We start from the raw sequence: 25,375 nt of genomic DNA, 5'->3' as shown, positions 1-25,375 counted from the left end.
TTCATTCTGCAAAAGACAAGTTAAAATTACGCGATTCTTGCAGATCGGATATTTCATGTCTACACAGTATTTGTCTACACCAACTGGAAAAATAGCCTACCAAACCTTTGCAGGGCGTTCTGAGGATGGAATTCTTTTCATGTGCGGTCGTGCATCAGATATGACAAGCACTAAGTCCGAACATCTAAGACTTTTTTGCAAAGAAAATGGAATTACTTTTACTAGATTTGATTACTTTGGCCACGGGCTATCAGATGGAGACTTCCAAGATGGCAGCATAAGTATCTGGACTCAAAACGCACTTGAGGTGCTAAAAAATGTGACCATTGGTAAGCAGATTCTAATCGGCTCGAGCATGAGTGGTTGGATGATGTTTGCATTGGCTAAGTCCTTGCCTGAAAGAGTCAAGGGTCTAATTGGGGTTGCTGCTGCACCTGATTTTACTGAAGATCTCGATAGGCAATTCACCCCTGAAACGCGTCAGAAGCTCATAGAACAAGGTTATTTTATTTTTTCGTTTGATACTGGCAGGGAACTCCTAGTCACAAGGGCATTTTTAGAGGATGGTAAAAAAAATCTCATATTAGACAAGGAATTAACTATTTTTTGTCCTGTTATTCTTTTACACGGTCTTGCTGATGACATTGTTTCATATCAGAAATCTATTAGGCTACTTGAGCACTTAGATGCTCCATACGGGGAGGTGCGCTTGCTTCGTGGTGCTGACCATAGGATGAATGACCCTGTTAGCCTAGCTGTTTTAGAGGAGGCGATAATTCAGATGCGTAAGCCTAATTCTTTTCATCCTCAAAAAAGTACCATTAGCAAAAAATAGGAAGCCGCGCATCATCATGGGCCTAACTTGTTCTTTTCTGATGTACTGAGACCTTTTCGGAAAAAAGAACTAAGAGTTATGCGTCTTTCTCACTAGATTTGAATAATCTTCCAGCCATTGTGATTCACAATCGGAGAGCATGTCAAGCAGTATTAGCTTCTCATCAAAATTAACAAGGGTAAGGGGAGTGAAACTTAAAAACCCATCTCCAGCGTTCTTTACATACATAAGATTCTCTAGCCTTATGCCATATTTCCCCTCGAAATAGAGACCAGGTTCATTTGAGATAATCATACCTGCTTTTAGCGGAACATCACTTCCAAATGAATGAGGCCCTTCATGAACATTTAGGAAGCTTCCAACACCATGACCGGTACCATGAGCGTAATCAAGCTTGTAACTCCACAAGTGAGATCTAGCCAGTGCATCCAACTGTCTGCCAGTAGTTCCAGCTGGAAATACAGATTTAGCAAGCCCAATATGCGCCTTTAGCACAAGAGTATAATGAAACTTTTGTTCTTCAGTGGGCTCACCTATTGCAATAGTACGTGTTACGTCCGTGGTACCATCAAGGTATTGAGCACCGGAGTCGACTAAATACAGGTTGCCTGGCGCAAACCGCAGATTGCTCTTTTTGGAAGGAGTATAGTGCACTATTGCGCCGTGTGGACCAAATGCAGAAATCGTAGGAAAACTGAGCGAAAAGAACAGATCTTGCTCTTTTCTAAAACTTAGCAATACCTCTGCTGATGTTAATTCATCTGAGGAGTCGTTTACTTTTAGCCAGTTTAAGAAGTTTGTTAGAGCCAAACCATCTCTTTTATGAGCTGCTATACTACCTTCAAGTTCCGTGCCGTTTTTACAAGCTCTCATAATGATCGATGGATCCTGCAAATTAGTAATTTGCACACCGCTCATTAAGTTTAAATAGTAAATGTTTACGTTCTGCACATCTAGAGCTACCGATTTTAACTGGGTCAAGTAAAACTTTAATTCTTCTAAGCGGAAAACTTCTATATGGCTTTCTAACGAAGGTAGATCGTCTACCGGGCCCCGTAGAAAGATTCTAAGCAACCCATTCGAATAAAGAATAGCTCTACAACAAACTACAGGTGTATATTCAAGATCCGAACCACGTATATTTGCTAACCAGCACACAGATTCTGAATTAGAAAAAAAATAGTCATTGCCACCTATTACCTCAATAATTTGTTTACACTTTTCTTGACTAGACAACCCTGCATAACAAAGCGGGTGAGCCATAACCTTTCCAACAGTCGCTGTCTTTCTATCCCAGAGAAAATCAATTGGATTCCAATCCAAAGGCTCCATCTGACTCGGGAAGAACCTCAACATAATACGGTTAAGTGATCGTGAATCGTAATAAATTCTGTGAATACGATTTTTATTTATCACGCGCTCAATTTCACCTAAACTAAATTGTAGGCACGTATATATTTCAGAAACTTCAAGCTTAACCTGAATCAAATACCTGGAATCAGTAAAAAAATATGCCTTATCGGATGTAACAAGAGCTAGGGCAAATGATCCACAGAATCCAGTAAGCCATTTAAGGCGGTTATTACAAGGAAGAGGAGATTCAAGTAAAAATTCATCAGTAACAGTTATAAGAAGAGCTTCTATCCTGTTATCTTTCATTATTCTCCTTAGAGCAGATAGTTTTTCCTCGGGCGTTATCACACTAATCACAGAAAATTAAACTAAGTGTTTTAGCATTAACATCCAGTCCTGGATATGCACGTCATAGAAACTAATACCGTCTTGTTAAAAAAATAACTCTAGACCATTTTCCAAAAGATAATAACAGATAAGGTCCGTACCGATAAACAAGTAGCATATATGGTCAAGAAATCTTCCTTACAGCAGGCCCCTTTTATAGAGGAGTCTTACTCTTCTAGCAAAATCTCGTCCCAAAGAGGATTTTTAAGACGCTTGATAAGTTCACCATGTGCAAGCGACTCTTCAAGGGTAATGATGAGCTTCTCACGTTCTTTGAGCGTTTTTTTCTCAGAACCTGTACCAGATCCTTCTAAAAAGCTCATACTAACCTGACTACCCTTACTCAATTCTATGTAAACACGCGCTAAAAGCTGTGCATCCAGCAAGGCTCCATGAAATTCACGTTGCTCTAGTGAAATTTTAAATCTCTTGCATAATGCATCTAACGAAGCCGGAGAACCGGGAAATATCTTTCTTGCCATAGCAAGCGTATCTATAACATTTTCCGGTTTGATCAATCTTCTTTGCCTTGCACGCATTAACTCAGAATTGAGAAAACGTATATCAAAACTTGCATTGTGAGCAACTATATCTGATGAATCTATAAATTTCAGAAAATCGTCTGCTATATCAATAAACCTTGGACTATCAGCAAGTTGTTCCAAAGTGATACCGTGTACACGAGTTGCCTCTTTTGAAATCTCACGCTCAGGATTCAGATAAATATGAAAGATTTCACCCGTAAGACGAAAATCCACCATCTCAACACAGCCAATTTCAATTACACGATCCCCATTCTTCATATCAAGACCTGTGGTCTCAGTATCTAGAATAATCTTACGTTTCTGTGTCATCAGCTGTACCTCTGTGAACGAATATAGCACCACAGTAAGGGCAAGTAACGCGTCCATCCCTTTGCAGATCTAGATAAACAAGTGGATGCATTGAATCCTCTTCTGCGTGGCATGCAACTCTAGTGCTCGATGTATAGTGAATAATTTTCTCCATATTCAATTCTCTTTTATAACAAATGATTTCATCATTGCTACAGCACATACAATAAAGAACGAATTTCAATTGTAAAACAAGAACATATCAATCAGCTGTTAAGCAAGATCCTGATCCTGTTATAATGACCTGTTAAGTATTTGTAAAATTTAATGCAAGACCTCGCAGAAATCATCCCAGGAAGGGCATCTAATGACGTAAAAGTAATGGTTGCTATGTCGGGTGGTGTGGATAGCTCAACCGTTGCAGCTTATCTGCACAGAGCTGGCTACAAGGTCATAGGAGTGACACTACAACTTCATAGTAATTTTACTTCCACGCAAACAAATAAAAAAACTTGCTGCGCAGGTTCGGACATATTTGATGCAAAACGGGTGGCAGCACAATTCGGCTTTTTACACTATGTGGTCAATATGGAGGAAACTTTCAGAAAAGAAGTAATAGAAGACTTCGCATATTCATATCTTAGAGGAGAGACTCCTATACCATGCATAAAGTGCAATCAGACAGTCAAGTTTAGGGACCTAATGAAAATTGCTAAAAATCTCTCTGTCGATGCACTTGTAACAGGTCACTATGTAAGGCGAGTATCAACAGAAAATGGTCTAGAACTGCATAGAGGAGCTGATCCCATAAAAGATCAAAGCTATTTTCTTTTCAACACTACACGTGAACAATTGGAATTTCTCCGTTTCCCTTTAGGAAATCTTAAAAAAAGCGAAACAAGAGACTTAGCCAGAAAACTAAGTGTGGATATTTCCGAAAAACCGGAAAGTCAGGACATTTGTTTTGTAAATGGAAAGTCTTATGCGGATGTGATAAAAAAATTCAGGCCAGATGCACAGAAACCAGGAAAAATACTCTCAACTAATGGAGAAGTTCTTGGCACACATAATGGAACAATTCATTACACCATTGGACAAAGACACGGCTTGCAGTTATCTTCTCCTACGCCACTATACGTCGTAAAAATTGATGCTCGGAATAATATCATAATCGTTGGTACACGTGATAAACTGCAACAACGCTCACTTTACGTGAAAGAAGTAAATTGGCTTGATGCAAAGGAATTAACAACTGGACTAGAATGTGAGGTGAAGTTGCGTTCTGGGACCGATACAGTTAAAGGGTGTCTCTATCCAAGTGGTGACCTAGTAAAAGTCGCCTTAGCTGAGGAACCCCAATGTGCTATAGCACCTGGACAGGCTTGCGTTATGTATCATGGAAGTAAAGTATTAGGTGGTGGTTGGATTGTATGATCGCATCTCGCATCAAGATTCTTTTTATATCGTTTGTTAGCTATGATATGTTCCCCCAGGCCCTGTCACGATTATCTGAACGTATTGGTTGCATAGCTATCACAAATGATAGAAAAAGTTACTGATCCTCACTTCTCAATCTGGATCAACTCATCTGCCGGTTGTGGCAAAACCGCGTTGCTTGTAAAGAGAGCTGTATCATTATTGGTTAACAAAGAGAAGAATATACTGTGCATAACCTTTACAAAAGTAGCAACAGCGGAAATGCACAACCGCATTTTCGCCATACTAGGAAAGCTCTCTGTAATGAATGATGCAGAGATGGACAAGTATTTGCTTTCCACGATTAACAGAACAGTAAAAGATCGGGATTATGTCCGGAAACTAGTATACACAGCTGACACACTTATCCAAATACAGACACTACACTCGTTCTGCTGGCAATCAATCAAAATGTGTGACCCACAACATCTTTCGAAAAAAATATACGAGGAGAACCAACACACATTCTGCAGACTGCTAGCACAATTTATTTGGGAAAGATGTCAACTTTCCATAAAAACTGCAGAAAACACAACCGAGAGAAAATTGTATGAAATGCTAGCATCATTGCTAAGTAACTTTCACCTAGATTACAGACAAATTATCAAGAAACTTAAGAATGATCCACTTGAACAATTAGCAACGGAGAGCATAGATGTATTATCGGCATTCGCTGAATTTTTGGAAAGTAATCAAAACATTCCAAGGTATTATATTTCCCATAACGGAATCATAGAAACTGCAATAAACATAGAAATATGGAATACTTATGAAGTTGCCACAAAAATAAATCACATCCTGCTCGATGAAGCACAAGATAACAACCTAAAACAGTGGTATATCATCTCTCATCTCTGTAGGGATTTTCTTATAGACGAAACAAATAACAAGAGCATTTTCGTAGTTGGTGACTACAAACAGTCCATTTATGGCTTTCAGGGCGCGAGTCCCGATATATATCTTGCGTTTTACGACATACTGAAACAAAGAGATCCACAAAATAAGCTTATCCAAATTACGACATCAAAGTCCTATAGATCATCTGCAGCTATTCTACAATTCGTTGATAGTGTCTTTGAAAATGTCCACCTCTGCGCAACATCCTATGAGAGAATTAGCCATACTACGAATAGGGCTGAAGCGCCAGGCTATATAGAAGTGATACCATTACTACAAGGAGAAGAAGTTGATGCAGAACTTCGGCTGGCAATTTCTATCAGGAAAACTGTACAAAATTGGCTTCAAACTGGCAGAATACTTAAAGCAAAGGGCAGACCCGTAAAAGGAAGTGACATACTGATCCTCGTTGCGCACAGAACAAATTTAGTGGATCACATTTACACACAACTTAACGCCGCTAACATCCCAGTCAACTTTACTGGTAAATTAGCAGTAAAGAACAACCCTCTGTTTGAGCTTTTCATAAATCTGGGGAAGTTTCTGATCTATAAACACGATGATGAAGCTCTGATTGCACTTTTAAAATCTCCTATCTTTGCCTGGAGTGACAATGCTCTATTAAAACTCAGAACTGAGAAAAAAAAGGAACGGATGTTCGAACAGATTTGTGATACAAATGCAGGAAAAGTGCTCAAGAAATGGCTTAAACTATACGGCACGACTTTTGAGATATATTCACAAATCCTTGATGCGAGGACTATAACTACATTAGCCAAATACTATGGAAGCGAAACCCCGTATTATATTGACGTCTTTTTAGACAACACGCTCGAACACGAACGTATCCATAATTTTATTTATATTTTTTCTGTGGAAGACGCGAGTCTAAAAATCAAAAGCAACAACGAAAACGGTGTTACTATCTCAACCGTTCATGGAAGCAAAGGTACACAATCACCCATCGTGTTTATAGTGGATAGTAATTACGTCCCACAAAATCGTGATATTTTCTTCTTTACCGAAGATGGAATACCACTTCTCTCATCAGAAAACCATGTTAGGGTCGTGCAAGAAATTAGAAATGTGAAGAAGGAATCGATTCGATATGAACATCTGAGACTGCTATACGTTGCCTTAACACGTGCAGAGGATGAATTGTATATCATGGGTATCGGCAAACAGAGTAAAAAAAATTCCTGGTATGAAGCATGCAGTAATGGAATCGCAAAAATAGGCTCCCAAGATCAAGATGGATCATATTACTATACAGATGATCTCTCGTATCGAATGGAGATAAAGGAAAGGGTAAATAAATTCTACAAAGATGACAGGCTGAGTAGAGGAACAAAAAATGACACAGAGAGAAGCATAAAAGCACGAAAAAATAAGCAACCCAATTCAGAAAACTCAAATGAAGTTTATTACGAAGAAAAGGAAAAACTGGGGGAAATGATACTAGAAGATTATGCGACAAAAATCTCTGAGAGGACGTTTCAGATTATTCGCGGTGAATTAATACACAAGATTCTCGAATACATTTCGAAAATTGAAAAAACTGAAAAATGGATAGATTTGTTCCTCGAAGAACACTCCCCAGAATTATCAAACGAGCAAAAAAATGAAATCAAAAGAACGGTTTTGCTTTTTCTTAAAAAAAATCGCAAAGTGGGCGGCAAAAACGAAGTGGAGGTCTATTTCGATGGCAAGCTACTCAGAATGGATAACGTGGAGTTCGGAAAAGACACAATAATAATTAGGGATTATAAAACTGGAGAAGATAAGCGGGTTAGTTCCAGCATAGAAAAACAAATGCGTCTATATAAGGAAGCTATGCAAGCAATCTATCCAGAAAAAAATATAATCACTGAAATAATTTGGCTTTAAATAGGCATAAAAATCTTCCGAAGGACTTCTTAAACAGCACCAATGCTGCAATCAGTTCTCTAACTTATAAGCCTGCTTTTGACTGTGAGAATCCAATTCCTATGTAGTAATAATGTTCTGCTTCCTCATAAGTGGCTAAACGAAATAAACTGAATTTTTAATTCATAAATAACTCAATGGATACAACAGTAGATAATTTACTTCTAAGCCTAGAAACAGAAATAAAATCTTTTAAAGAAAAAGAAAGCGAGAGATTGGAGAACTATGAAAAAAGGTTGAAAAATCTAGAAGATGGTTATGACTTGGCTATAAAACGACCTTTTACTTCAAGCAAAATAGCTGAAGACTGCCTGTATAAGAAGCAACTCAATAGTTATCTCAAAAAAGGATTGACGAGCTCCATTGAGATAAAGAGTAATGGCTTTCCACTTACAGATACTTTGATTAATTTGCTCCATGAAGAAATGAAGAAGCTCTCTCCAATGAGGCAAATAGCATCTGTTAATACGATCTCAACAGACTGCATAACCTATATCAGCAATGGCGATGCATTAGAGGCACAATGGGTTTCTGAGGATGAGATAAGTAACAGTGATGCAAAAGAACATGTAATCACAACAGAGATAAATACCTATGAACTCTATACACAACCAAGAACTACTCAAAAAGTCCTTGATGACCCGTCTATAGATGTAGAAAGGTGGTTAATTGAACAGGCTGCTTTGGCATTTACACAACTCGAAAACGAAACTTTCATTACCGGTAATGGAGAAGGTAAACCACATGGAATACTTCAACATAATACGGATTCTAATAGAACCCAGATTTGTAAGATCACGAGCCAGGAAAAAAACAGAATAACCCCTGAAGACATTCTGAATCTGTATTATTCCCTACAAAGAGAGTTTTCCGTCAATGGAACATTTCTCATGCACAGTGCAAGTATCCAGTTAATAAGAGGTCTAAAGTACGAACAGACGGGAAATTATATGTTCCAACCAGGAATTTCAATAGGTCAACCCGACACGTTGATGGGAATACCTGTTATTGAATGTTCAGAAATGCCCATAATAGCTACATCTGATAAATCTCAGAGCTCGACAAAGAAATATCCAATCATTTTTGGAGATTTTAAACGCGGATATCAGATTGTCGATAGAAGCGAAATGCGTGTTTTAAGAGATCCATATTCCGCAAAACCCTATGTTTCATTTTATATCACTAAGAGGGTTGGCGCAAAAGTAATCAACCCAAAGGCTTTCGTTTTATTGGAAATGAAATCCTAACTAAATACTTGACTATCCTACCTATCTTACCGGAAACTGAATCTTATTGGACCAAAACTCGATGTGTACACCAAGTATAGTATTGGTGTACACTTTCCTCTAGGTGTGGGCGCTCTAAGCTTCGTTAATAGATAAGCTTTTTTAGAGAATTCTGATGTAAATGTTAAGCAGATGACTGATACTATCCCTCTTATCCTAAAGAAGCTTACTGAGGAAATATCTGAGCAAGATAGGGTGCAGAATCAAAAAGAACTCATAGATGCATTTATAAATGCAAGGAGTGAGATTCAGGAACACTTCATGCACAAGCACTTAGTTCATCACACTTATATTTTGGCGGAGATCCCAACTGAGTTATTGAGAAGAATAGTCGAAACAGTTGGCGTCCGAGGATTCGCACAAATTATTACCTCTCTTCCGGTAGATGAAATAGTTGATATACTTGAGGAAATTGAGCAGGATTTAGTAAAAAAAATCGTTGGATTTTTCCCATCAAAACTGGGAAAAGTGATCAAAGAAATTCTCGCCTATCCTGAAGAAAGTGCAGGAAGATTGATCCATAAGGACTTCATCGTTATCCCAAAAGACTGGATCATAGAACAAGTTTTACAGTTTATTCGTATTCAAAAACAGCTGCCAAAATATATAAGCGAAATCTTTGTTGTAGACGAGGAAAACCACCCAATAGGGAGTATCTCTCTTAATGATATCTTATGTGCAAAGAGCAGATCCTCGGTAAGAATACTGATGCAGACCAATATAAAAACTGTAGAGACAGGTCAAGATCAAGAAGAAGTAGCTCGCCTTTTTAGGGATTATTCCTTACGTTCAATCGCTGTGGTCGATAAAAATCAAAGAATTGTCGGTGTAATCTCAATAGATGATGTAGTTGACGTAATCTCTGAAGAGGCAGAAGAAGATATATTACATGCTGGTAAGGTCTCAGAATCAGACATCAATTCGGATGTTACAAACACAGTAATGCGTAGAATTAAGTGGCTCTTAGTTACTTTCTTAAGTATTAACTTTTCTTCTTACATAATTGGCTTTTTCCAGCTAACATTACAACAACACGTGGAGCTCGCAATTCTTATGCCAATAATTGCCGCAATGGGTGGCAACGCAGGCATACAAGCATCTACGGTCGCAGTTAGAGCGCTAATTACAAAGAGATTTTGTCAAGGTAATGCTCTTCGTCTTTTTGTAAAAGAGTTGATTGTAGGCCTGTGCAACGGTCTTGTAATGTCAGCACTAATGGTAATAATAATAGCCTTACGCTTTCACAATCTGGCTTTAGAATCAACTTTTCTTATCTCTATCACCCTCGTATTTGCGCTTGCCACATCTTTTGGTGCTGCAATTCCGTTTATAATTGAGAAATTTGGTGGTGACCCCGCTCTTTCGTCTTCGATCATAACTAGCTCCTTTACGGATATTTTGGCATTTGTAGTGCTACTTTCAACTGCGAGCATTATCCTTGTCTAATTAGTAATGCGAGTATTTCTTTGTCTCAATAAAAAACAGAGTGGTGCGATTTTTACAAACCCTCTATTTCCAACAATCATCTCACCTACTTAAAGAAATTGTAAAATTTTTAAATTCTCTACTAACAACAACTCGGAATCGCGTAATATTAATAAAAGCTAGCACCTACACACAGCTCTTATAGCGTTATAATTTGCAACACTGACGGAGTGATAAGGAAGACTTTAAAGATTCTCTCAAAGCGGTAGTACAACTCAAACTCACTACAAAAACTCTCAGAAGCTGGATACATCCTTTCCATACGAGCGTAATCAACCGTGGTTTCAACCGCCTGAAGCGAGCTCCGAAATTTCACCTCTGCGAAAAGTAGAACTTCATGCTTGGTACAGACTAAATCAAGTTCACAATGCGGATTCCTATAACGCCTACACAAGAGCATATATCCCTTTATCGAGAGATGCAGTGCCACTATCATCTCCGCCAAACGGCCCACTAAATTATTTAATGACCTACGGCACGACCTTTTTAACATTCACTTTATATGTAAAAAAATTCCACTTTCTGAAAAGAGAACTGATATACTCACTGCAGGAAACAGAAAATTACCTTTTATCAATGAACTTCCTCATTATCTGCCGCTAGTACCGCCTCGTACATCATCTCAGAAACAGTCGGGTGGGGAAAAATAACAGCCTTCAAACTTTCAACAGTTGCTTCCGAAGCTTTTGCAATAATATAACCATTTACCATTTCCGTCGCTTCATAACCAATTATATGGGCTCCTAAAAGTTCTCCTGTTTTGCTATCAAAGACCGTTTTGACGAGGCCTTTATCCTTACCAAGGACAACTGACTTGCCGTTTCCTTCAGCTCTTGCACGGCCTATTTTCACGTTATAACCCATTCTTAGAGCAGCTTCTTCTGTTAACCCAATACTTGCAATTGAAGGAAAAGAATAAATACAACTAGGAATGCTATTTCTTTCCAAAGGAATGGGGTCTTTTCCAGCTATTTTTGCTGTACAAACATACGCATCGTACATTGCCTTGTGGGCGACACAAGGGAAACCCCTTAAATCACCAATCGCATATACACCAGCCTCACCTGTTTGGCAGTACTCATCAACAGAAACAAAGCCCTTATTCATACTTATTGTTGGAATCTGTTCAAGACCAAGGTTCTGAGAGTTCGCCTCTACACCCCCTGCAACTAAAATTCTTTCAACCACTAGGTTAGTCCCATCACTTAATGTTACAAGGACCCTATCTTTATCCTTCTTTAAGGATTGAATAGTGGTACCCTTCCGTATAGTGATTCCACTCTCTTTAAACGCAACCTCAGCAAGATTACTGATTTCAGCGTCCTCAGATGGAAGAATTTGGTTCTGCATTTCTATGACAGTCACTTTACTACCAAAGGCATTGTAAATACATGCAAACTCGACACCTATCGCACCAGCTCCGACTACTAACAACGATTCAGGCATCTTACTTGCCGTTATTGCATCGTTATAATTCCAAATTAGCTCATGATCACATTCTAGACCTGCAATCTCTCTTGGAGTGCTCCCGGTTGCAAGAATGATGTTTTTTGCATTTATAGTCCTGCCTAAATCCTCTAACTCGACCCTTTTACCAGGCAAAATCCTCGCACTGGAGTAAAAAATCTCTACTTTATGTTTCTTCATAAGGTAGGAAATGCCAGCAGCAAGTTTTTTAATTCTCTCCTGAGCATATGCGATTACACTGCTAAAGGTAAGAGAAACACCAGAAACATTTATACCTAGTTCAGCCGCTCCAGTTTTTATAAAGTGATACTTCTCCGCGACGTGTAAAAGCGCTTTAGTTGGAATGCACCCATAATTAAGACACACTCCCCCCAATTTATTTTTCTCAACAAGCGCAACCTTAAGACCACTCTTACTCGCCCGAACCGCTGCAGGATACCCAGACGGACCGCCACCAACTATTATAACGTCGTACATAGAGAGTCAAAACCAACTTCAAATCATGCCACCCAGCTCATCTAAAAGCCAAATCCAACCGACACAAGACAACTCATTTTTTATTTCAGCCACACAGGCCTGACTGAATACAGAAAGGATGAACAAAACAAAGCAAAAAGCCGCACAACCCCATATCTTCTCACTCACAAAATGGAAGACAGCCTGATGGAGGCTGTATATAGTCCTACGCACTGACAATCAACAAATCTACGCAGAAGCTACTTTTTCTTCAACATACCAGTAATATCTATTATCTTCCCCTGTTGCTCCCACTTAGTACCGGTCCCAGAAACATAAGTACCACCAGCATCACAAGAATCAACTTCATCTACACCACCCCCGCTGGCCAAATCATGAAATTCCAAAGCAAAATTGCACTCCCTATCAAGGAAGTACAAAATTGACGAAAAGGGTATAGCAATACACTCTTCAACACCAGAAAAACTGAGCACCACGCTGAACTTCTCATGAGAAACTTGCAAATTCCTAAATTGATTTTGCAAAATAATACTCATCTCACGTGGGTATTTTTTCTTCAGACCATCCGACAAGGAGGCATTTTGTGTAGAAAAAGTAATAAAAAAATTTGCTGCTTCTCCAGCGGAGACATCGTTCATCACAGAGCGAACAACACCGAGCATCGCGGCGTTTACCAATGCTTTATACTTAATCTCTTTCATAAACAAAACTGAGGCGTTCTGTTGACCGGCCGCCCCAAGCCGCGCTGTACTACCTATAAACTAGGCAGCTAATGCATTTTCAGCAAAACCAGCTTCAAAATTGTCGTTTGCACTTATAAAAAGTGTCGTGAATCACGGGATCACTCAACCGAACAAAAGTTTAGCTTTTAATACCTGTCGAAACTAATACACCCCCGCAAAACGGTGGAGGTGCCGAATTCTGCCTTCGGGTCCAAGATACTTATTACGAAAAACCATTTATTGTCATAGCGCAAAATAACGCGCGGTATATTGTACCAAACAAACACAATAACTTCAACTGTTACCTTTTGCCTTATCGTATACCAGAGCTCCTCTGATAATAACCCTTCTTACTAAAGATACATCCCTCCATGAGAAGCACCTACAATCACAAAACGCACCTTGTTTATATTCCTACGCATCCCTATGCACAACTCTGCATAACTGCCAGAAAAAAATGTTCATACACATTCTAAGACAGACTTCCTATGATATGGAAGGTCCAAATGTAGTAAGAAAAACAAGAATGTCCGAAGAAAAAAAGTTGTCACTCTGATACAATCCGAGAACTCTTCCTGAGATATCTCATCTTCTATCGATAAGCCGTTGGCAATCTTATATAGTGATGGTGGCAAGAGAAGTAGTTTGTCTTTATATGCTTCACCGACCGCTTTCGTAACAGCTCTGCCAGTCTTTGGCGAAATATAAAATAAATTTTTTGTTTCTCCAGTTACCGCACAACGAGACAAATCCAATTGAAACCCCAAATGCCGTAATATCGATAACTCCACTTCTATATACCTCCTATAGTAACAAAGAGTGTTTGACTTAAATGCCTGCAACAATTGGATAAATATCTTATAAATTTCCCTTTGTGGTTCATTTTCCGGAAGAACCCTAAGCAAAATACTTAAAACTGCATTAAGGAGCTTTAGCTTTTTGTAATCGGTGAACAGAAACGGCGAAATTATCTCTTTTGCCTCCAATCTGAAGTATCCCAACTGTGCTTCCAACCGAGCGCTCCATCTACAGTAAACTACGTTCCCTAGATCAACTGCTGTTTTCCTGCTACATAGACCACGTTTTAACCCATAGTCCTTGGTGAATAAAGTCATTATGGCTTTGTTTTCAACGAGCCTTTTATTCGATAAAACTATACCTTCATTCTCCCACTGCATTGATTTATAACGCACTACTAACTAGAAATTGTTACCTATTTAGCGAAAAAAATCAGTAATCCCTCTCTAGGACACATGTACTGAAGAATTGTTTGTGTTCTCTCATTGCAGAGCTATCAGTTAAATTTGCAATAAAATCACATACCAACTGAGCTTTTTTATTCATAGAGTCAGCTACACGAAATCTTTCGTAGTAATCTTTCTGCAAGCACTGAGGATCATGAAAAAAAACTTCAAATAATTCTTTCACTATTCTCTTAAGTTTTACCCTGCTCTTTCTTATACTGTAGTAAAAGTAGAGGTTGTTATAGAGAAACGCTTTAATTTCCTTCATCTCGTTGCACACTTTCTCTGAAAAGTTCGCAGCCGGGAATCCTAACTCTCTTATGTCGTCTACACTTTTTAGCAGATAACGTTTTATATTCTCCTGTGCTACACCAACCACATCATGAATCAAAAACCTTATCATTCGTCTCCGGGCCTTATACATCACCTGACTCTTACTTGCTTCAGGAAAAGCCTTTTCGAATTTTAAAATATTCTCGCCGATGATGGGCAAATGTCGTAAATCTTGGTAAGTGATCACACCAGATAAAAGCCCGTCGTCTATATCATGCGAGCTATAAGCGATATCATCAGCTAACGATACTATTTGGGCCTCCAAAGAAGGTTGCTTCTCAAGCTCTAGATTAAGCAATTCATCATACTCTTTTATGATTTGGTGTGGCTTTTGTATCGGACCATTATGCTTTGCTAAACCTTCTATCGTTTCCCAGGTGAGATTGAGCCCATTAAAATCCATGTACTGATGCTCGAATTCTCCTAAGATCCTCAGAACCTGAGCATTATGTTCAAATCTGTAGTGCTCAGCTGCAACTTCCTGAAGAGCCTCTTCACCTACATGAGCAAATGGTGGATGCCCTATATCATGAGCCAGTGCGATGGTCTCCGTTAAATCTTCATTAATCCCAAGCAGCCTAGCCATGGAGCGCGCAATTTGTGACACCTCAAGACTATGGGTAAGACGGGTCCTATAGTGGTCATCACCACAATAGCTGAAAACCTGGGTTTTATACATCAAGCGCCTGAAAGCTGAAGAATGTATCACCCTATCCCTGTCCCTCTGATAACAATCTCGTTGAGGATCTTCTTTTTCTAAAAATAACCTTCCCTTAGACCTTTCTGGAAATGACGAATATGAAGATAACATTCTGCCTATGGAACCACACTAATTAAATGAACTACCCAGCTAAGGGAATCTTCATATAGCTACAGCAAAAGATATTGCTTCTCAATAGATAACATTCTGCCCATAGAACCACACCAACTAAATTAACTACCCAGATAAGGGAATCTTCATATATTTGATAAATTTCTCTCATTGTGACTCATGCAAAATCATGTGCGAATTACTTGAAACTATCACTTTAAAAAAAATTCTGGCTTAAAACTCTGAATAAGATAATCTTCATCTTGCAAGCAAAAAAAATGTTATACTTAGACCTTTCAAATAATGTAGATCTATCCTTCCAGTGAAAGCAGAAAAAAAAATTTCACTCACTGATGCAGCACTGAAAAGAATACTAGAGATTACAGGAAATGCAGAGTGCTTGAGCATAACCGTTGAGCCCGGCGGTTGTAACGGTTTTGAATATAAATTTGAGGTCAAGAGATGCGACAATAGAGTGTTATGCCCGAGTCAGAACATTCTCGAGGAGAATGGCACTTTAAATACTTTCGATCCCATAACACATGAGCAAAACATTATCTCCAAACATGGTATGGAAGCAGCTCAGAGCATAATGAGTTGTTCTCAGCACAAAAATGAAGCACACTCCGACCAAAATTCTGCAGGTGCTGCTCAAGATGAGATGATTCACACAAGTAAAGAAGGAAAATACTATGTTACCTGGAACGGAAGAATTATCTTAGAGATAGATAACACATCACTCGAACTGATGTGCTCTGCGCAACTTGACTATGTAAGAGAACTCGTCGGAGAAAAATTTGTTATAAAAAATCCTAATTCGCAATCCACCTGCAGCTGCGGGAATAGCTTTGGCATATAAAAGACTTTCATTAAACGATGGACTTGCAAGGTAACTGACCTAAAAGTGGAGCAAGCACGGCACTTGCTTCGCAGAATTCGTTTATCTTATAAAAGCTTAGGAATCAAAGAATCACTAATCCAAGAAGCAAACTCGAAAACCAAAATCTTATGACCAAGACAAAAAGACCTCAATCAATCTTTCCTAGATCTGCGGTCTTCACGGCACTTGGATTAGTATATCTTATTCACCTTGAATGCTAAGCTGGGCTTTTATTCTAGTACATCACTGAACAAACCTGACCTATCCTAACTTGTAGTTGTAACACTTAACTAGTAGTTTGAGTCTCAGAAGCAGTTTTTGCTCTCTCTGCTTTTTGTTTTGCCTCAATTGACGGCTTCGTATCTATTTTGATCTCACCTGCAAGTGTGACATCAATTTTGCCCGTCTTATCTAGATCACCAGCAAAGAGAGCTTTAAAATCACCCTTAGCTGGATTCTTTGGATCATGCTCAACTGTAGGCAATTTTATATATACATCTTTTAGAGAATAGCTTACATCCGGTTTTCCATCTCGAACATCATTCTTTGTTGAATAGAATGCAGACTGCAATTTATCATGCGAGAATTCCAATTCAGAATTGAATATGCTCACATTTTTATCATCCTGGAACGGGTGCTCTTTATCACTTTTGATAAGGCTTGCATTGAACACAACATCCGTCAGAGTATATTTGCTAGAATCACCTAAATCCACTGTCGCACCATTGATCATTGAATGCGAGATACTTCCATCCGCATCAGGGCTGAATTTAAGCGTCCTCTTACTCCTAGGAATGAGATAATCTACTATTTTTTCTCCACCTGGGTATGATACGTGTACCTTCAATAAGGTTTCATCTGAAACAATTACAGACTTAAGCTCTTTTGGTAAAGTTATTTCAGCAGCCCCTTCAGCACTTTCCCCCTCGGCGTTCTCCTTTTCAACATCTTTGATAATGTACAACTTTCTTAGCGGCACAGTTTCCACATTCTTTGCACCTGGACTACTACTAGCAAGGGAAGTACCTGAGCTTGCTTGCACTTGCTCTTCAGTAGTAGGCTTCTCAGCGGTTTTGATTTCATTCCCCTTAGAAACTTCAATTATCTCCTCAACTTTATGCTCTTTCTCTCCACTCAAGAAAACCGCATTAACATCATACGAATTATCAGTATCAAACAGTACTATATCTTTGTCTCTCCTGACATGCCCCAACAATTTTGTGTAATCCTTACCAACTGGTAAATCAAACCCAACATTTATTGAGAATGAGTTCTTCTTATTATCAGTCACAAATTCTGGTGATACTAATACACTGAAGCGATCGTTCAGGTAAAGAGAAAAATCTATTCCAGCCCTATAACCCGAAAACTTTTCTTCTTTGTTATAAGGACTATTGAATAAAAACGCACCACCACGAACATGAATGTATTCATTAAGAGTTAAACCAAAACCTAAATCACAACCGTTACCGGCAACCCTCTCATGAAGCACAACTGTTGACTTCCCTAAGCTTGTAGGATTTAAATCCAGCTTCTTAACAAGCGAAAGATTACCTCTTTTATTTGAACGGTAATAGTTAGCGTTTAAAGAGAAAGATTTGAAAAATATCTCCCCACCCAGTGAATACCACCCATAATTACCCTCAGGTAAAAAGCGTACATCTGTAAAGAGGTTTATACCTCCTGTAAGGAAAGGAGACATTTTTCTCCGAAAAACAACTCCCGTACTAATCTCACTTGCTTTGGCATCGTACAGCTTCGATTTAAGATCAATGTAAATAAGGCCATCTTCTCTAGATAATAGCGGTAAAAGAGCACCAAACTCGGACATCTTTACAACCTGCTTGCCGGAATCGCTAAACTCGTGAGTAAGTGTGAAGCGCGCACCACCCGCATAACGACTTTTATTCCTTAGACCACTCTGTGTTGCTACCTTTTCCAGCCCAAAGACATTTGCTCGAGTATTTACCTTTAGTCCTTCCGCTTTAGGTAAGTTCTTTATCAGTTCTGACAACCCGCCTTGTGAACTGTCTACTTTGCCCTTTGATTGAAAAGAATCTCCTTCCAAGTCAGGCGCTTCACGATTAAACCGAATATTATTACCCTCTCTGTTAACAAAGCGTTTCTCATTACTAGTCCTGGAATTTTTTAATTCACTGAAAGTCGTACTTATACTGTTCAAAAGCCCTGTAGTATTAACCCTCTTGTAACACACACCTCGCCCATTCAAGCAACTATTCTCAGTTACGATTTCACCATGATTTTTCAGATCCGACGCTTTCAGCTGAGTAGGAACTGCAAAACAAAAACCAGAGAGGAAAAGCAACAATCTTGCCTTAGAAACACTTCTGAAATTTTTCATCAATAACGGCACTACAAGAAATTTCGCACATTCTTTCAGGAAAGTTTTAATTTTCAGCAAATCTCTTAACGCATAAATGAATCTTATTGGAATCCTAAAAGAGATCTACACTAAATTAGAAATAATCCTGGAGCAAGAATAATACAATTTTCTAATTTTTACTAGATAATTAGAAAGTTATTTTTGCAGCAAAAACAAGATATCTTTTTTTATAAAAAAATCAAAATGCTTCAAGAATGACATCCCCAATAAAGACTTTTCCTGCTCTCTCACTGCCGAAACACTTACTTCTAGATGAGGAATGTAATAACTGCTTAGATAGACATCTCGCAAGATCACAGGAGCTGCCCTTATCTTTCCATTAGCGGTGCTATACTCTTTGCTGTAGTTGAGAACACCAGGATCGATCCCTAGTTTCATAGCATCTTTTTGTGATAGAACCGTATCCGAAGCACCTGTATCAACCAGACACTTTAGCTTCACACCACCAACGATAATATCGACATAAAAGTGCCCATCTCTCGCTTTTCTAAAACCAACCTGCTCATTTGATATTCCAGTTTGAACTTTCTCATAGATCTCACCAAGCAGCTTGTTTTGAAAAATCCTGTCCCCAGCATTGTATATGGAGACCACCACACATATCACAATGCCCCAAACAAGGAGACTTGCTAATCCACCAGAACCTAACCTGCTTGAAGTCCGCTGATAAATAAAGAAAAAAACAGCGAGAATAACAAGCAGGTAAACAAACTCCATGTATTAGACCAAACTACCCCATGAAAGGATAATAAAGCACCTTTAAAAATCTCTCCACTCTACCACAGGAGGTAAAGACATTAGGATTGCCTTCACATTACCACCCGTCTTGAGACCGAACTCGGTACCTCTATCATATAGAAGATTAAACTCAACATACCTACCCCTCTTGAGAAGCTGAAACTGCCTCTGTTCATTTGTATAAGAGAGGTGCATATTTTTCCTCACTATCTTTGGATATACCGAAAGGAAGCACTTACCAACATCTTTCGTAAAAGAAAAATCCTTCTCCCAATCATCTGTTCTTAAGTAATCGTAGAATATTCCCCCTATACCTCTAGGTTCATTTCTATGCTTTATGTAAAAATATTCATCCGCCCATTTGCTGAATTTATCGTAATAGTTACTATCATGTTTATTACACACCTCTTTAAACTCGGCGTGGAAGGTCTTTGCGTCCTCCTCGTTGTAATACATAGGAGTCAAGTCTGCACCACCACCAAACCAGTATTTATCGGTAACTATCATGCGCGTATTCATGTGCACTGCAGGAACAAGGGGGGAACTCATATGCGCCACCAGTGAAATACCACTCGCCCAGAACTTTCTTCCACTTTCTGCGGCACCAGGAATTTTGGATGCAAACTCTTCACTAAGGAGGCCATGCACGGTTGATATATTCACACCTATCTTCTCAAATACAGTACCGTACATGAGGCTCATTTCGCCGCCCCCGCCATCTTCTCGCTCCCAAGACTCCACTGTAAAGCCCGACTGAAAATTCGGATCAAACTCTTTTTCTATGGCAACAAATTCATCCCTGATACGATTTCTTAGCTCTCTAAACCAGGCAGCTGCGATATCTTTTTTCTCACTTAACACACAGACCTCCAACTATGAACATTGTCCAAACAACAATGATACATTAGTTCCCCCGAAGCCAAAAGAATTTGAGAGTACATACCGCAGAATTTTCTCTTGAGGCGTGTGTGGCACCAAATTAAATCCACTAGTACAATCGTCAGGTTTATCCAAATTAATAGTTGGGGGCATTACCGAATCACGCATAGCAAGTACACAGAGAACCGCTTCTATACCACCAGCGGCACCCAAAGCATGACCTATAGATGATTTCGTTGAAGATACACCCATTCCCAAAGAATTACCAAACAAACGCCTTAGAGCATTCAGTTCAGCAGCATCACCATTAGGTGTGGATGTTCCATGCGCATTAATATAATCGATCTCGTTTAGTCCGACTCCAGACATTTTTATTGCAGACGTCATCGCAGCAAGTGCACCATCTCCACTCGGATTAGGAGCGGCGACATGGTAAGCATCTCCAGAAACACCAAAACCTACTAATTCAGCATAAATTCGCGCTCCACGTTTTTTTGCATGGCCATATTCTTCGAGCACCATAACCCCAGCACCATCACTCATTACGAAACCGTCCCTATCAACGTCCCACGGCCTAGATGCCTTCTCTGGCTCATCATTACGTCTAGAAAGAGCTTTCATATTAGCAAACCCAGCTATCCCGACTCGACATAAAGCCCCTTCAGAAGCGCCAGCTATCATAACATCAGCTTCGTCATTCGCAATTATGCGCCAAGAGTTAACTATTGCGTGAGCACCTGTTGCACATGCAGTGACCAATGCATCATTTGGCCCTGTAAATCCATTTTCAATTGCAACATTACCTGAAGTAAGATTGATTAAACTCGCCGGAATAAAAAACGGACTTACTTTTCGTATGCCCTCTTCACGGAGAAGAATTGAGTTTTTCTCGATAAGTGGTAACCCTCCTATGCCCGAACCTATTGATACACCAACCCTTCTCTTGTCTAAGGAAGGATATTCCAGTAACTGCGAATGTCGTATTGCCTCTCTAGACGCAGCTATACCGTACAGTATATAGCGATCGTGTTTTCGGGGATCACCGAATTTTTTATATTCAAAGCCGTCCTCTCCACACTCCAACACCTCCCCACCTATAGTAACTGGAAGGCCCTCTGTTTCCACAGTAGAAAGCGTCCGCACGCCAGACCTTGACTCAAGGATTAGGGCCCAAGACCCCTCTCTATTGCTGGACAGACAAGTAAGCAACCCTAATCCGGTTACTACAACTCTCTTTTGCATCTACTTTGTTGAAGCGGAAGTAAGCACAGAGACTAGATCACTCATGCTGGAGACATTCTCAAGTGTAGAAAGCTCACAATTAAACGCCTCAGAAGTATTAGCCAAAAATCTATTAAAAAAAGCATCTTTTTTGCTGAAATCGATTAACTTATCCAACGGCTTAGTACAGTGTTCAAGCACATAATCATAAATGTGTTTAACCGTATTTGCCTTCCTCGCATAATCTTCAGGAATCTCCTCAAGATCATGATCTTCTTCAACACGCATAATTATTTCAGCAGCATCGAGGCTATCTATACCAAGCTCGGAGCCAAGGTCTGTTTCCAACTTTATTTCGTCATACTTCTCATCCGAAAGGCTCAAAGCACGCATAACAGAGACCTTAACTGTGTGCTCAAGAACGATCCTCCTAAATTTTTCCTGTGTTGCTTCCATTAAAACAAAACGCTAGATCCAGGACAAATATATCTTAATGAAAATCCTACTGCAATCATTCGTATTTTCTTTTTTACAGGACCTTTATTCTTTTGCCAAAGTAAGGTTTTCCCTTTAGCGCGTCAAAATTTGATAAATTTTCTTTAAAATTAATTTATAAAGAAAATTTAAAATTTACTTTATTGTGTGAGCATGAAACAAAATTCTATGTTAAAATTTAGCACAAATGGTTTGCCTCAGTCTGATCTGCATCACACTTTCATTGGAATAGCTAAAATCAACAATTCCTCTACCGTGTGAAAATAACCAGGTTATGCTAGAAGCAAAAAAATTTACAGATAAACTGTAGAAAGTGTAATTTTACTGTTTCACTCTCCAGGAGATTTGTACTGCTGGTAGGTTTTCGTTGTGATCTAGATGAACGGGAAGTATATCGATGTTGCCACATAAGAAAGATGGATTAGAAATGCAAGACACACAACAAGGAGAACAGCCTCAAGAACAGGAAGGCGCACAGTCAAATGCATCTACTCAACAGGGTGTACCAGATTCACAGCAACAAGGAGAACAGCCTCAAGAACAAGGAGACGCACAGTCAAATGCATCTACTCAACAGGGTGTACCAGATTCACAGCAACAAGGAGAACAGCCTCAAGAACAAGGAGACGCACAGTCAAATGCATCTACTCAACAGGGTGTACCAGATTCACAGCAACAAGGAGAACAGCCTCAAGAACAAGGAGACGCACAGTCAAATGCATCTACTCAACAGGGTGTACCAGATTCACAGCAACAAGGAGAACAGCCTCAAGAACAAGGAGACGCACAGTCAAATGCATCTACTCAACAGGGTGTACCAGATTCACAGCAACAAGGAGAACAGCCTCAAGGAACACGAAAAAAGCTGTTGAAACGTTGGTCACAGACTCTTACAGCCAGCAGTAGTGCACTAAAGAAAAAGGCCAAAGCAAGCATTAAGAGAGTAACTCAAAAACTTGACCAAATCCTTCCAGGAGAGAGTACAGAAGAACTCCAACTAAGGCTTCTAAAAGCTGAAGAAGCTAAAACCCTCAAAGAGGAAGTCCAGCCTGGCATGGAGCTGGCAAACATGTATGCATCAGAAATATCTGATGCCTTTGGGTTGCGAAACGTGGATGTCACATCATCAAATGGGGATGAAGAAAATGGGGATGAAGGCGGAATAATTGTCAAAGCACACTATTTGGATGGGACTGCAGATTTTTTAAGCCATCTCAATGATCCAGGAAAACCAAAACCTGAGGAGATATCCACAGATAGCATCACATTCGGCACTCTTAGAGCCGTACATGAATGGCTAGCTGCAGCAAGAGCTTCAAATCCATGGACAACAGAGATCCTAGCTAGAACAATAATGAACGTTACTGGAGCAACTCCATCAGTGATTCCGGTATCTTCATCCACTTTTGAGGGAAACACTATAGCTGGTTTTTCCGTAGAAACAACCAGCATAGTGCAAGGTGCTACAGCGTCATCGGTTGTTCAGAAAAACAAACATGAGAAAACAGGGCCACAACTTACCTACAAGATAGGCAACCTAACACAATCTCAAATAGAGGATTTGCGTGCATTTTGCGCAAGTTTGACATCTATTGTAGACCCAAGATTACGCATACCTTACCAAAAAATAGAAGTAGAAGGGAATGATAATGGTACATTTCTAGTGCTACGTCATTTCCCTGGCGGACAAAGTGCGTGCTTCCCTTTCATTCAAGAAATATGCGCACTTTCGCTGGAATGTACACCATACTTCAAAGCTGCCAATAACTTACTCAAGACAATCATAGAGCAAACTACTGATTTACCTTTATCAAGTACTCTAGCACCACAGTTCAAAGTATTATTCGATCTAACATCAAGGCAATGCTTTCTTCAATGTCCGACTGAATTGCTTCAGGGCACTTGGAGTAGAACCTTAGTACACTATCTCTGCAGCAGTTTAAAAGCTACAGCCGCTTTAGTGGACACGATTCCCCCAGAGAGCCAACGTTGCGCTAGAAACGAAACTGTCTACGGTGACCCCAGCTACCACAAAATATGCAAATCAGCCACAGAGGGAAAAGGCAGCATGGCTATTTGCATGCCTCATCCGGAGCGCCTTCTCCCACGTCTGGTGGAAGTTTTACAAGAAGCACTGGAGAGATACCAATGCTCAGATGAGTGTTGTAAACTCACTCCAGGTGCTGTAACCCAACCGCATCTTGGATCATTCTGCAGTGTAAGTATAGGAACCGACAGCACATACATAGTCTCCGTGGCAATAATGGTACTCAATGCAGAAACCGTAGGTGTACTTCCAGCTCAGACAATCTTCACAAGGGGATGTCACATTACAGAGGGACAGTCGAGTTGTATTATCGCTTCTGACAAGCTTGTAAAAGTAACAGAAGAAGGATTACGCAGTGTAGTAAGAGCAGCAACTCGGTTCCCAATAATTCAGGAAAACGTACGCTCAGTCACCGAGGCAATCATGGCTGCATTACCGTTGACAGCAAAAGACACAGATCCTCTCTCGATCTTAACACCCTCTCAAACTACTCTCCAGATGAAAGAAGATAGTCCGCCTGTAGCAGCGGTAAAACTTTCATGGGGTGAAGAATTTATTGGAACTGGGTGTAAACCTAAACTACAAAAACCCGCTCAGATAGCTGGTACGCTCTGCTTTGATAGTGGAATAGTACTACCATTATCAGTACTCACTGAGAAGAGTGAGACAGTTAAAGCACTAGTGGAGGAAATAAGATGTGAATTAAAAGTCACCGTAGAGGAAAAAGTTCCTGAACCGGATTCCTCGCAAAGTCTCTCAAGCAAACCTGTTGCAAAAAAAGATGCACCTGAAGATAAAACTGCCGTAGAGCAATGCGAAGCGGGAGTGTTACAGAGATTCTCAAGGAACGTTAGTTCGTTTTTCGCGCGAAGCAGAGGTAAAAGTCCAGCAGCACCAAAGAAAACTGAACAAGCACTGTCTGAACGTATGAAAAACATGTTCATTGCCGTAGCTACAGCCGTGGTGCTGGCAGCTATAATCTATCTGCTGATTCCCCTAATACCAAGATTCGAAAATATGCCTGTGGCACTACAAGCTGTTGGTAGTATCCTAACTGGTGCACTCATATCCTGTATTGCCTATACATGCGTTACTAAAATTCAAAGCGGTTCCCGATAAAGGGAGTGAGGACAATGATATTGGATATTTCGACATGTATTTTACACGTGAGTGTGTTAC

Annotated in this window: 21 protein-coding genes and 1 other RNA gene; 7 read left to right on the top strand and 15 right to left on the bottom strand. The window is 39.7% G+C overall.

Annotation, left to right across the window (positions count from 1 at the left end; genetic code table 11):
- Window positions 1-55: 55 nt before the first annotated feature.
- Window positions 56-835, top strand: coding sequence for an alpha/beta hydrolase (locus GP480_RS01885; RefSeq protein ID WP_160095376.1), 780 nt, complete (start codon window positions 56-58; stop codon window positions 833-835).
- Window positions 836-904: 69 nt separating this feature from the next.
- Here GP480_RS01885 and GP480_RS01880 read toward each other — a convergent pair whose 3' ends face one another.
- The 3 genes from GP480_RS01880 to GP480_RS03975 all read right to left on the bottom strand — a co-directional run bounded on the left by GP480_RS01880 (window position 905) and on the right by GP480_RS03975 (window position 3,520).
- Entirely contained in the window at window positions 905-2,536 is a 1,632-nt protein-coding gene (locus GP480_RS01880; RefSeq protein ID WP_160096090.1) for an aminopeptidase P family protein, read from the bottom strand.
- Between the two features lie 206 nt (window positions 2,537-2,742).
- Window positions 2,743-3,429: a DNA polymerase III subunit epsilon gene (gene dnaQ, locus GP480_RS01875; protein WP_160095374.1), complete on the bottom strand. Its 687-nt coding sequence runs from the start codon at window positions 3,427-3,429 to the stop codon at window positions 2,743-2,745.
- Entirely contained in the window at window positions 3,413-3,520 is a 108-nt protein-coding gene (locus GP480_RS03975; protein ID WP_231861876.1) for a zinc-finger domain-containing protein, read from the bottom strand. The genes dnaQ and GP480_RS03975 overlap by 17 nt, the downstream gene beginning before the upstream one ends.
- Window positions 3,521-3,735: 215 nt before the next feature.
- Between GP480_RS03975 and mnmA the strand changes: the two genes are divergently transcribed.
- The 4 genes from mnmA (at window position 3,736) to mgtE (ending at window position 10,439) form a co-directional block, all read left to right on the top strand.
- Window positions 3,736-4,842, top strand: coding sequence for a tRNA 2-thiouridine(34) synthase MnmA (gene mnmA / locus GP480_RS01865; protein WP_160095370.1), 1,107 nt, complete (start codon window positions 3,736-3,738; stop codon window positions 4,840-4,842).
- 105 nt (window positions 4,843-4,947) lie between these two features.
- Window positions 4,948-7,668 (top strand): UvrD-helicase domain-containing protein, encoded by a 2,721-nt coding sequence (locus GP480_RS01860; RefSeq protein WP_160095368.1) that lies wholly within the window; start codon window positions 4,948-4,950, stop codon window positions 7,666-7,668.
- Window positions 7,669-7,844: 176 nt separating this feature from the next.
- Complete coding sequence (locus tag GP480_RS01855; RefSeq protein WP_160095366.1) at window positions 7,845-8,954, top strand: phage major capsid protein; 1,110 nt, start codon at window positions 7,845-7,847, stop codon at window positions 8,952-8,954.
- Between the two features lie 171 nt (window positions 8,955-9,125).
- On the top strand, window positions 9,126-10,439 hold the full coding sequence (gene mgtE, locus GP480_RS01850; protein ID WP_160095364.1) for a magnesium transporter: 1,314 nt from the start codon (window positions 9,126-9,128) through the stop codon (window positions 10,437-10,439).
- A gap of 178 nt (window positions 10,440-10,617) precedes the next feature.
- Here mgtE and GP480_RS01845 read toward each other — a convergent pair whose 3' ends face one another.
- The 7 genes from GP480_RS01845 to GP480_RS01815 form a co-directional block, all read right to left on the bottom strand.
- The gene (locus GP480_RS01845) at window positions 10,618-10,971 is read right to left on the bottom strand and encodes a YraN family protein (RefSeq protein ID WP_160095362.1); all 354 of its coding nucleotides are present in this window, start codon (window positions 10,969-10,971) and stop codon (window positions 10,618-10,620) included.
- Window positions 10,972-11,051: 80 nt separating this feature from the next.
- Entirely contained in the window at window positions 11,052-12,422 is a 1,371-nt protein-coding gene (gene lpdA / locus GP480_RS01840) for a dihydrolipoyl dehydrogenase (RefSeq protein ID WP_160095360.1), read from the bottom strand.
- Between the two features lie 18 nt (window positions 12,423-12,440).
- Complete coding sequence (locus tag GP480_RS01835) at window positions 12,441-12,590, bottom strand: hypothetical protein (RefSeq protein WP_160095358.1); 150 nt, start codon at window positions 12,588-12,590, stop codon at window positions 12,441-12,443.
- Between the two features lie 71 nt (window positions 12,591-12,661).
- Window positions 12,662-13,123 carry a ClpXP protease specificity-enhancing factor SspB gene (locus GP480_RS01830; RefSeq protein ID WP_160095356.1) on the bottom strand — a complete coding sequence of 154 codons (462 nt, stop codon included), beginning with the start codon at window positions 13,121-13,123 and terminating at the stop codon, window positions 12,662-12,664.
- Between the two features lie 7 nt (window positions 13,124-13,130).
- Window positions 13,131-13,446: a transfer-messenger RNA gene (gene ssrA, locus GP480_RS01825) on the bottom strand.
- Window positions 13,447-13,605: 159 nt separating this feature from the next.
- The gene (gene recO, locus GP480_RS01820) at window positions 13,606-14,322 is read right to left on the bottom strand and encodes a DNA repair protein RecO (RefSeq protein ID WP_160095354.1); all 717 of its coding nucleotides are present in this window, start codon (window positions 14,320-14,322) and stop codon (window positions 13,606-13,608) included.
- A 52-nt stretch (window positions 14,323-14,374) separates the two neighbouring features.
- Window positions 14,375-15,532 carry a deoxyguanosinetriphosphate triphosphohydrolase gene (locus GP480_RS01815; RefSeq protein WP_160095353.1) on the bottom strand — a complete coding sequence of 386 codons (1,158 nt, stop codon included), beginning with the start codon at window positions 15,530-15,532 and terminating at the stop codon, window positions 14,375-14,377.
- A 322-nt stretch (window positions 15,533-15,854) separates the two neighbouring features.
- On the opposite strand from GP480_RS01815, the gene GP480_RS01810 reads away from it, so the two are divergent.
- Window positions 15,855-16,391, top strand: coding sequence for an iron-sulfur cluster assembly accessory protein (locus GP480_RS01810; protein ID WP_160095351.1), 537 nt, complete (start codon window positions 15,855-15,857; stop codon window positions 16,389-16,391).
- 307 nt (window positions 16,392-16,698) lie between these two features.
- On the opposite strand, the gene GP480_RS01805 is transcribed toward GP480_RS01810, so the two are convergent.
- The 5 genes from GP480_RS01805 to GP480_RS01785 form a co-directional block, all read right to left on the bottom strand.
- Window positions 16,699-18,774: an inverse autotransporter beta domain-containing protein gene (locus GP480_RS01805; protein ID WP_237111381.1), complete on the bottom strand. Its 2,076-nt coding sequence runs from the start codon at window positions 18,772-18,774 to the stop codon at window positions 16,699-16,701.
- A 177-nt stretch (window positions 18,775-18,951) separates the two neighbouring features.
- On the bottom strand, window positions 18,952-19,533 hold the full coding sequence (locus GP480_RS01800; protein ID WP_160095347.1) for a retropepsin-like aspartic protease family protein: 582 nt from the start codon (window positions 19,531-19,533) through the stop codon (window positions 18,952-18,954).
- A gap of 42 nt (window positions 19,534-19,575) precedes the next feature.
- Window positions 19,576-20,415, bottom strand: a complete 840-nt coding sequence (gene hemF / locus GP480_RS01795) for an oxygen-dependent coproporphyrinogen oxidase (protein ID WP_201798659.1) — start codon at window positions 20,413-20,415, stop codon at window positions 19,576-19,578.
- A gap of 12 nt (window positions 20,416-20,427) precedes the next feature.
- Window positions 20,428-21,675, bottom strand: a complete 1,248-nt coding sequence (gene fabF, locus GP480_RS01790; protein WP_160095343.1) for a beta-ketoacyl-ACP synthase II — start codon at window positions 21,673-21,675, stop codon at window positions 20,428-20,430.
- Window positions 21,676-22,110 carry an acyl carrier protein gene (locus GP480_RS01785; RefSeq protein ID WP_160095341.1) on the bottom strand — a complete coding sequence of 145 codons (435 nt, stop codon included), beginning with the start codon at window positions 22,108-22,110 and terminating at the stop codon, window positions 21,676-21,678.
- Window positions 22,111-22,546: 436 nt separating this feature from the next.
- Between GP480_RS01785 and GP480_RS01780 the strand changes: the two genes are divergently transcribed.
- Window positions 22,547-25,315 carry a hypothetical protein gene (locus GP480_RS01780; protein WP_160095339.1) on the top strand — a complete coding sequence of 923 codons (2,769 nt, stop codon included), beginning with the start codon at window positions 22,547-22,549 and terminating at the stop codon, window positions 25,313-25,315.
- Window positions 25,316-25,375 lie beyond the last annotated feature (60 nt).

The sequence above is a fragment of the Neorickettsia findlayensis genome, assembly GCF_009856525.1.
Lineage (GTDB): Bacteria > Pseudomonadota > Alphaproteobacteria > Rickettsiales > Anaplasmataceae > Neorickettsia > Neorickettsia findlayensis.
The sequence above is the reverse complement of the archived record's forward strand: the minus strand, read 5'-3'. Positions and strand labels throughout refer to the sequence as shown.

Coding starts and splice junctions, on each gene's coding strand:
- GP480_RS01885 (WP_160095376.1), top strand. CDS start 56: ATGTCTACACAGTATTTGTCTACACCAACTGGAAAAATAGCCTACCAA.
- dnaQ (WP_160095374.1), bottom strand. CDS start 3,429: ATGACACAGAAACGTAAGATTATTCTAGATACTGAGACCACAGGTCTT.
- GP480_RS03975 (WP_231861876.1), bottom strand. CDS start 3,520: ATGCATCCACTTGTTTATCTAGATCTGCAAAGGGATGGACGCGTTACT.
- mnmA (WP_160095370.1), top strand. CDS start 3,736: ATGCAAGACCTCGCAGAAATCATCCCAGGAAGGGCATCTAATGACGTA.
- GP480_RS01860 (WP_160095368.1), top strand. CDS start 4,948: ATGATAGAAAAAGTTACTGATCCTCACTTCTCAATCTGGATCAACTCA.
- GP480_RS01855 (WP_160095366.1), top strand. CDS start 7,845: ATGGATACAACAGTAGATAATTTACTTCTAAGCCTAGAAACAGAAATA.
- mgtE (WP_160095364.1), top strand. CDS start 9,126: ATGACTGATACTATCCCTCTTATCCTAAAGAAGCTTACTGAGGAAATA.
- GP480_RS01845 (WP_160095362.1), bottom strand. CDS start 10,971: ATGTTAAAAAGGTCGTGCCGTAGGTCATTAAATAATTTAGTGGGCCGT.
- lpdA (WP_160095360.1), bottom strand. CDS start 12,422: ATGTACGACGTTATAATAGTTGGTGGCGGTCCGTCTGGGTATCCTGCA.
- GP480_RS01830 (WP_160095356.1), bottom strand. CDS start 13,123: ATGAAAGAGATTAAGTATAAAGCATTGGTAAACGCCGCGATGCTCGGT.
- recO (WP_160095354.1), bottom strand. CDS start 14,322: ATGCAGTGGGAGAATGAAGGTATAGTTTTATCGAATAAAAGGCTCGTT.
- GP480_RS01815 (WP_160095353.1), bottom strand. CDS start 15,532: ATGTTATCTTCATATTCGTCATTTCCAGAAAGGTCTAAGGGAAGGTTA.
- GP480_RS01805 (WP_237111381.1), bottom strand. CDS start 18,774: ATGAAAAATTTCAGAAGTGTTTCTAAGGCAAGATTGTTGCTTTTCCTC.
- GP480_RS01800 (WP_160095347.1), bottom strand. CDS start 19,533: ATGGAGTTTGTTTACCTGCTTGTTATTCTCGCTGTTTTTTTCTTTATT.
- fabF (WP_160095343.1), bottom strand. CDS start 21,675: ATGCAAAAGAGAGTTGTAGTAACCGGATTAGGGTTGCTTACTTGTCTG.
- GP480_RS01785 (WP_160095341.1), bottom strand. CDS start 22,110: ATGGAAGCAACACAGGAAAAATTTAGGAGGATCGTTCTTGAGCACACA.
- GP480_RS01780 (WP_160095339.1), top strand. CDS start 22,547: ATGTTGCCACATAAGAAAGATGGATTAGAAATGCAAGACACACAACAA.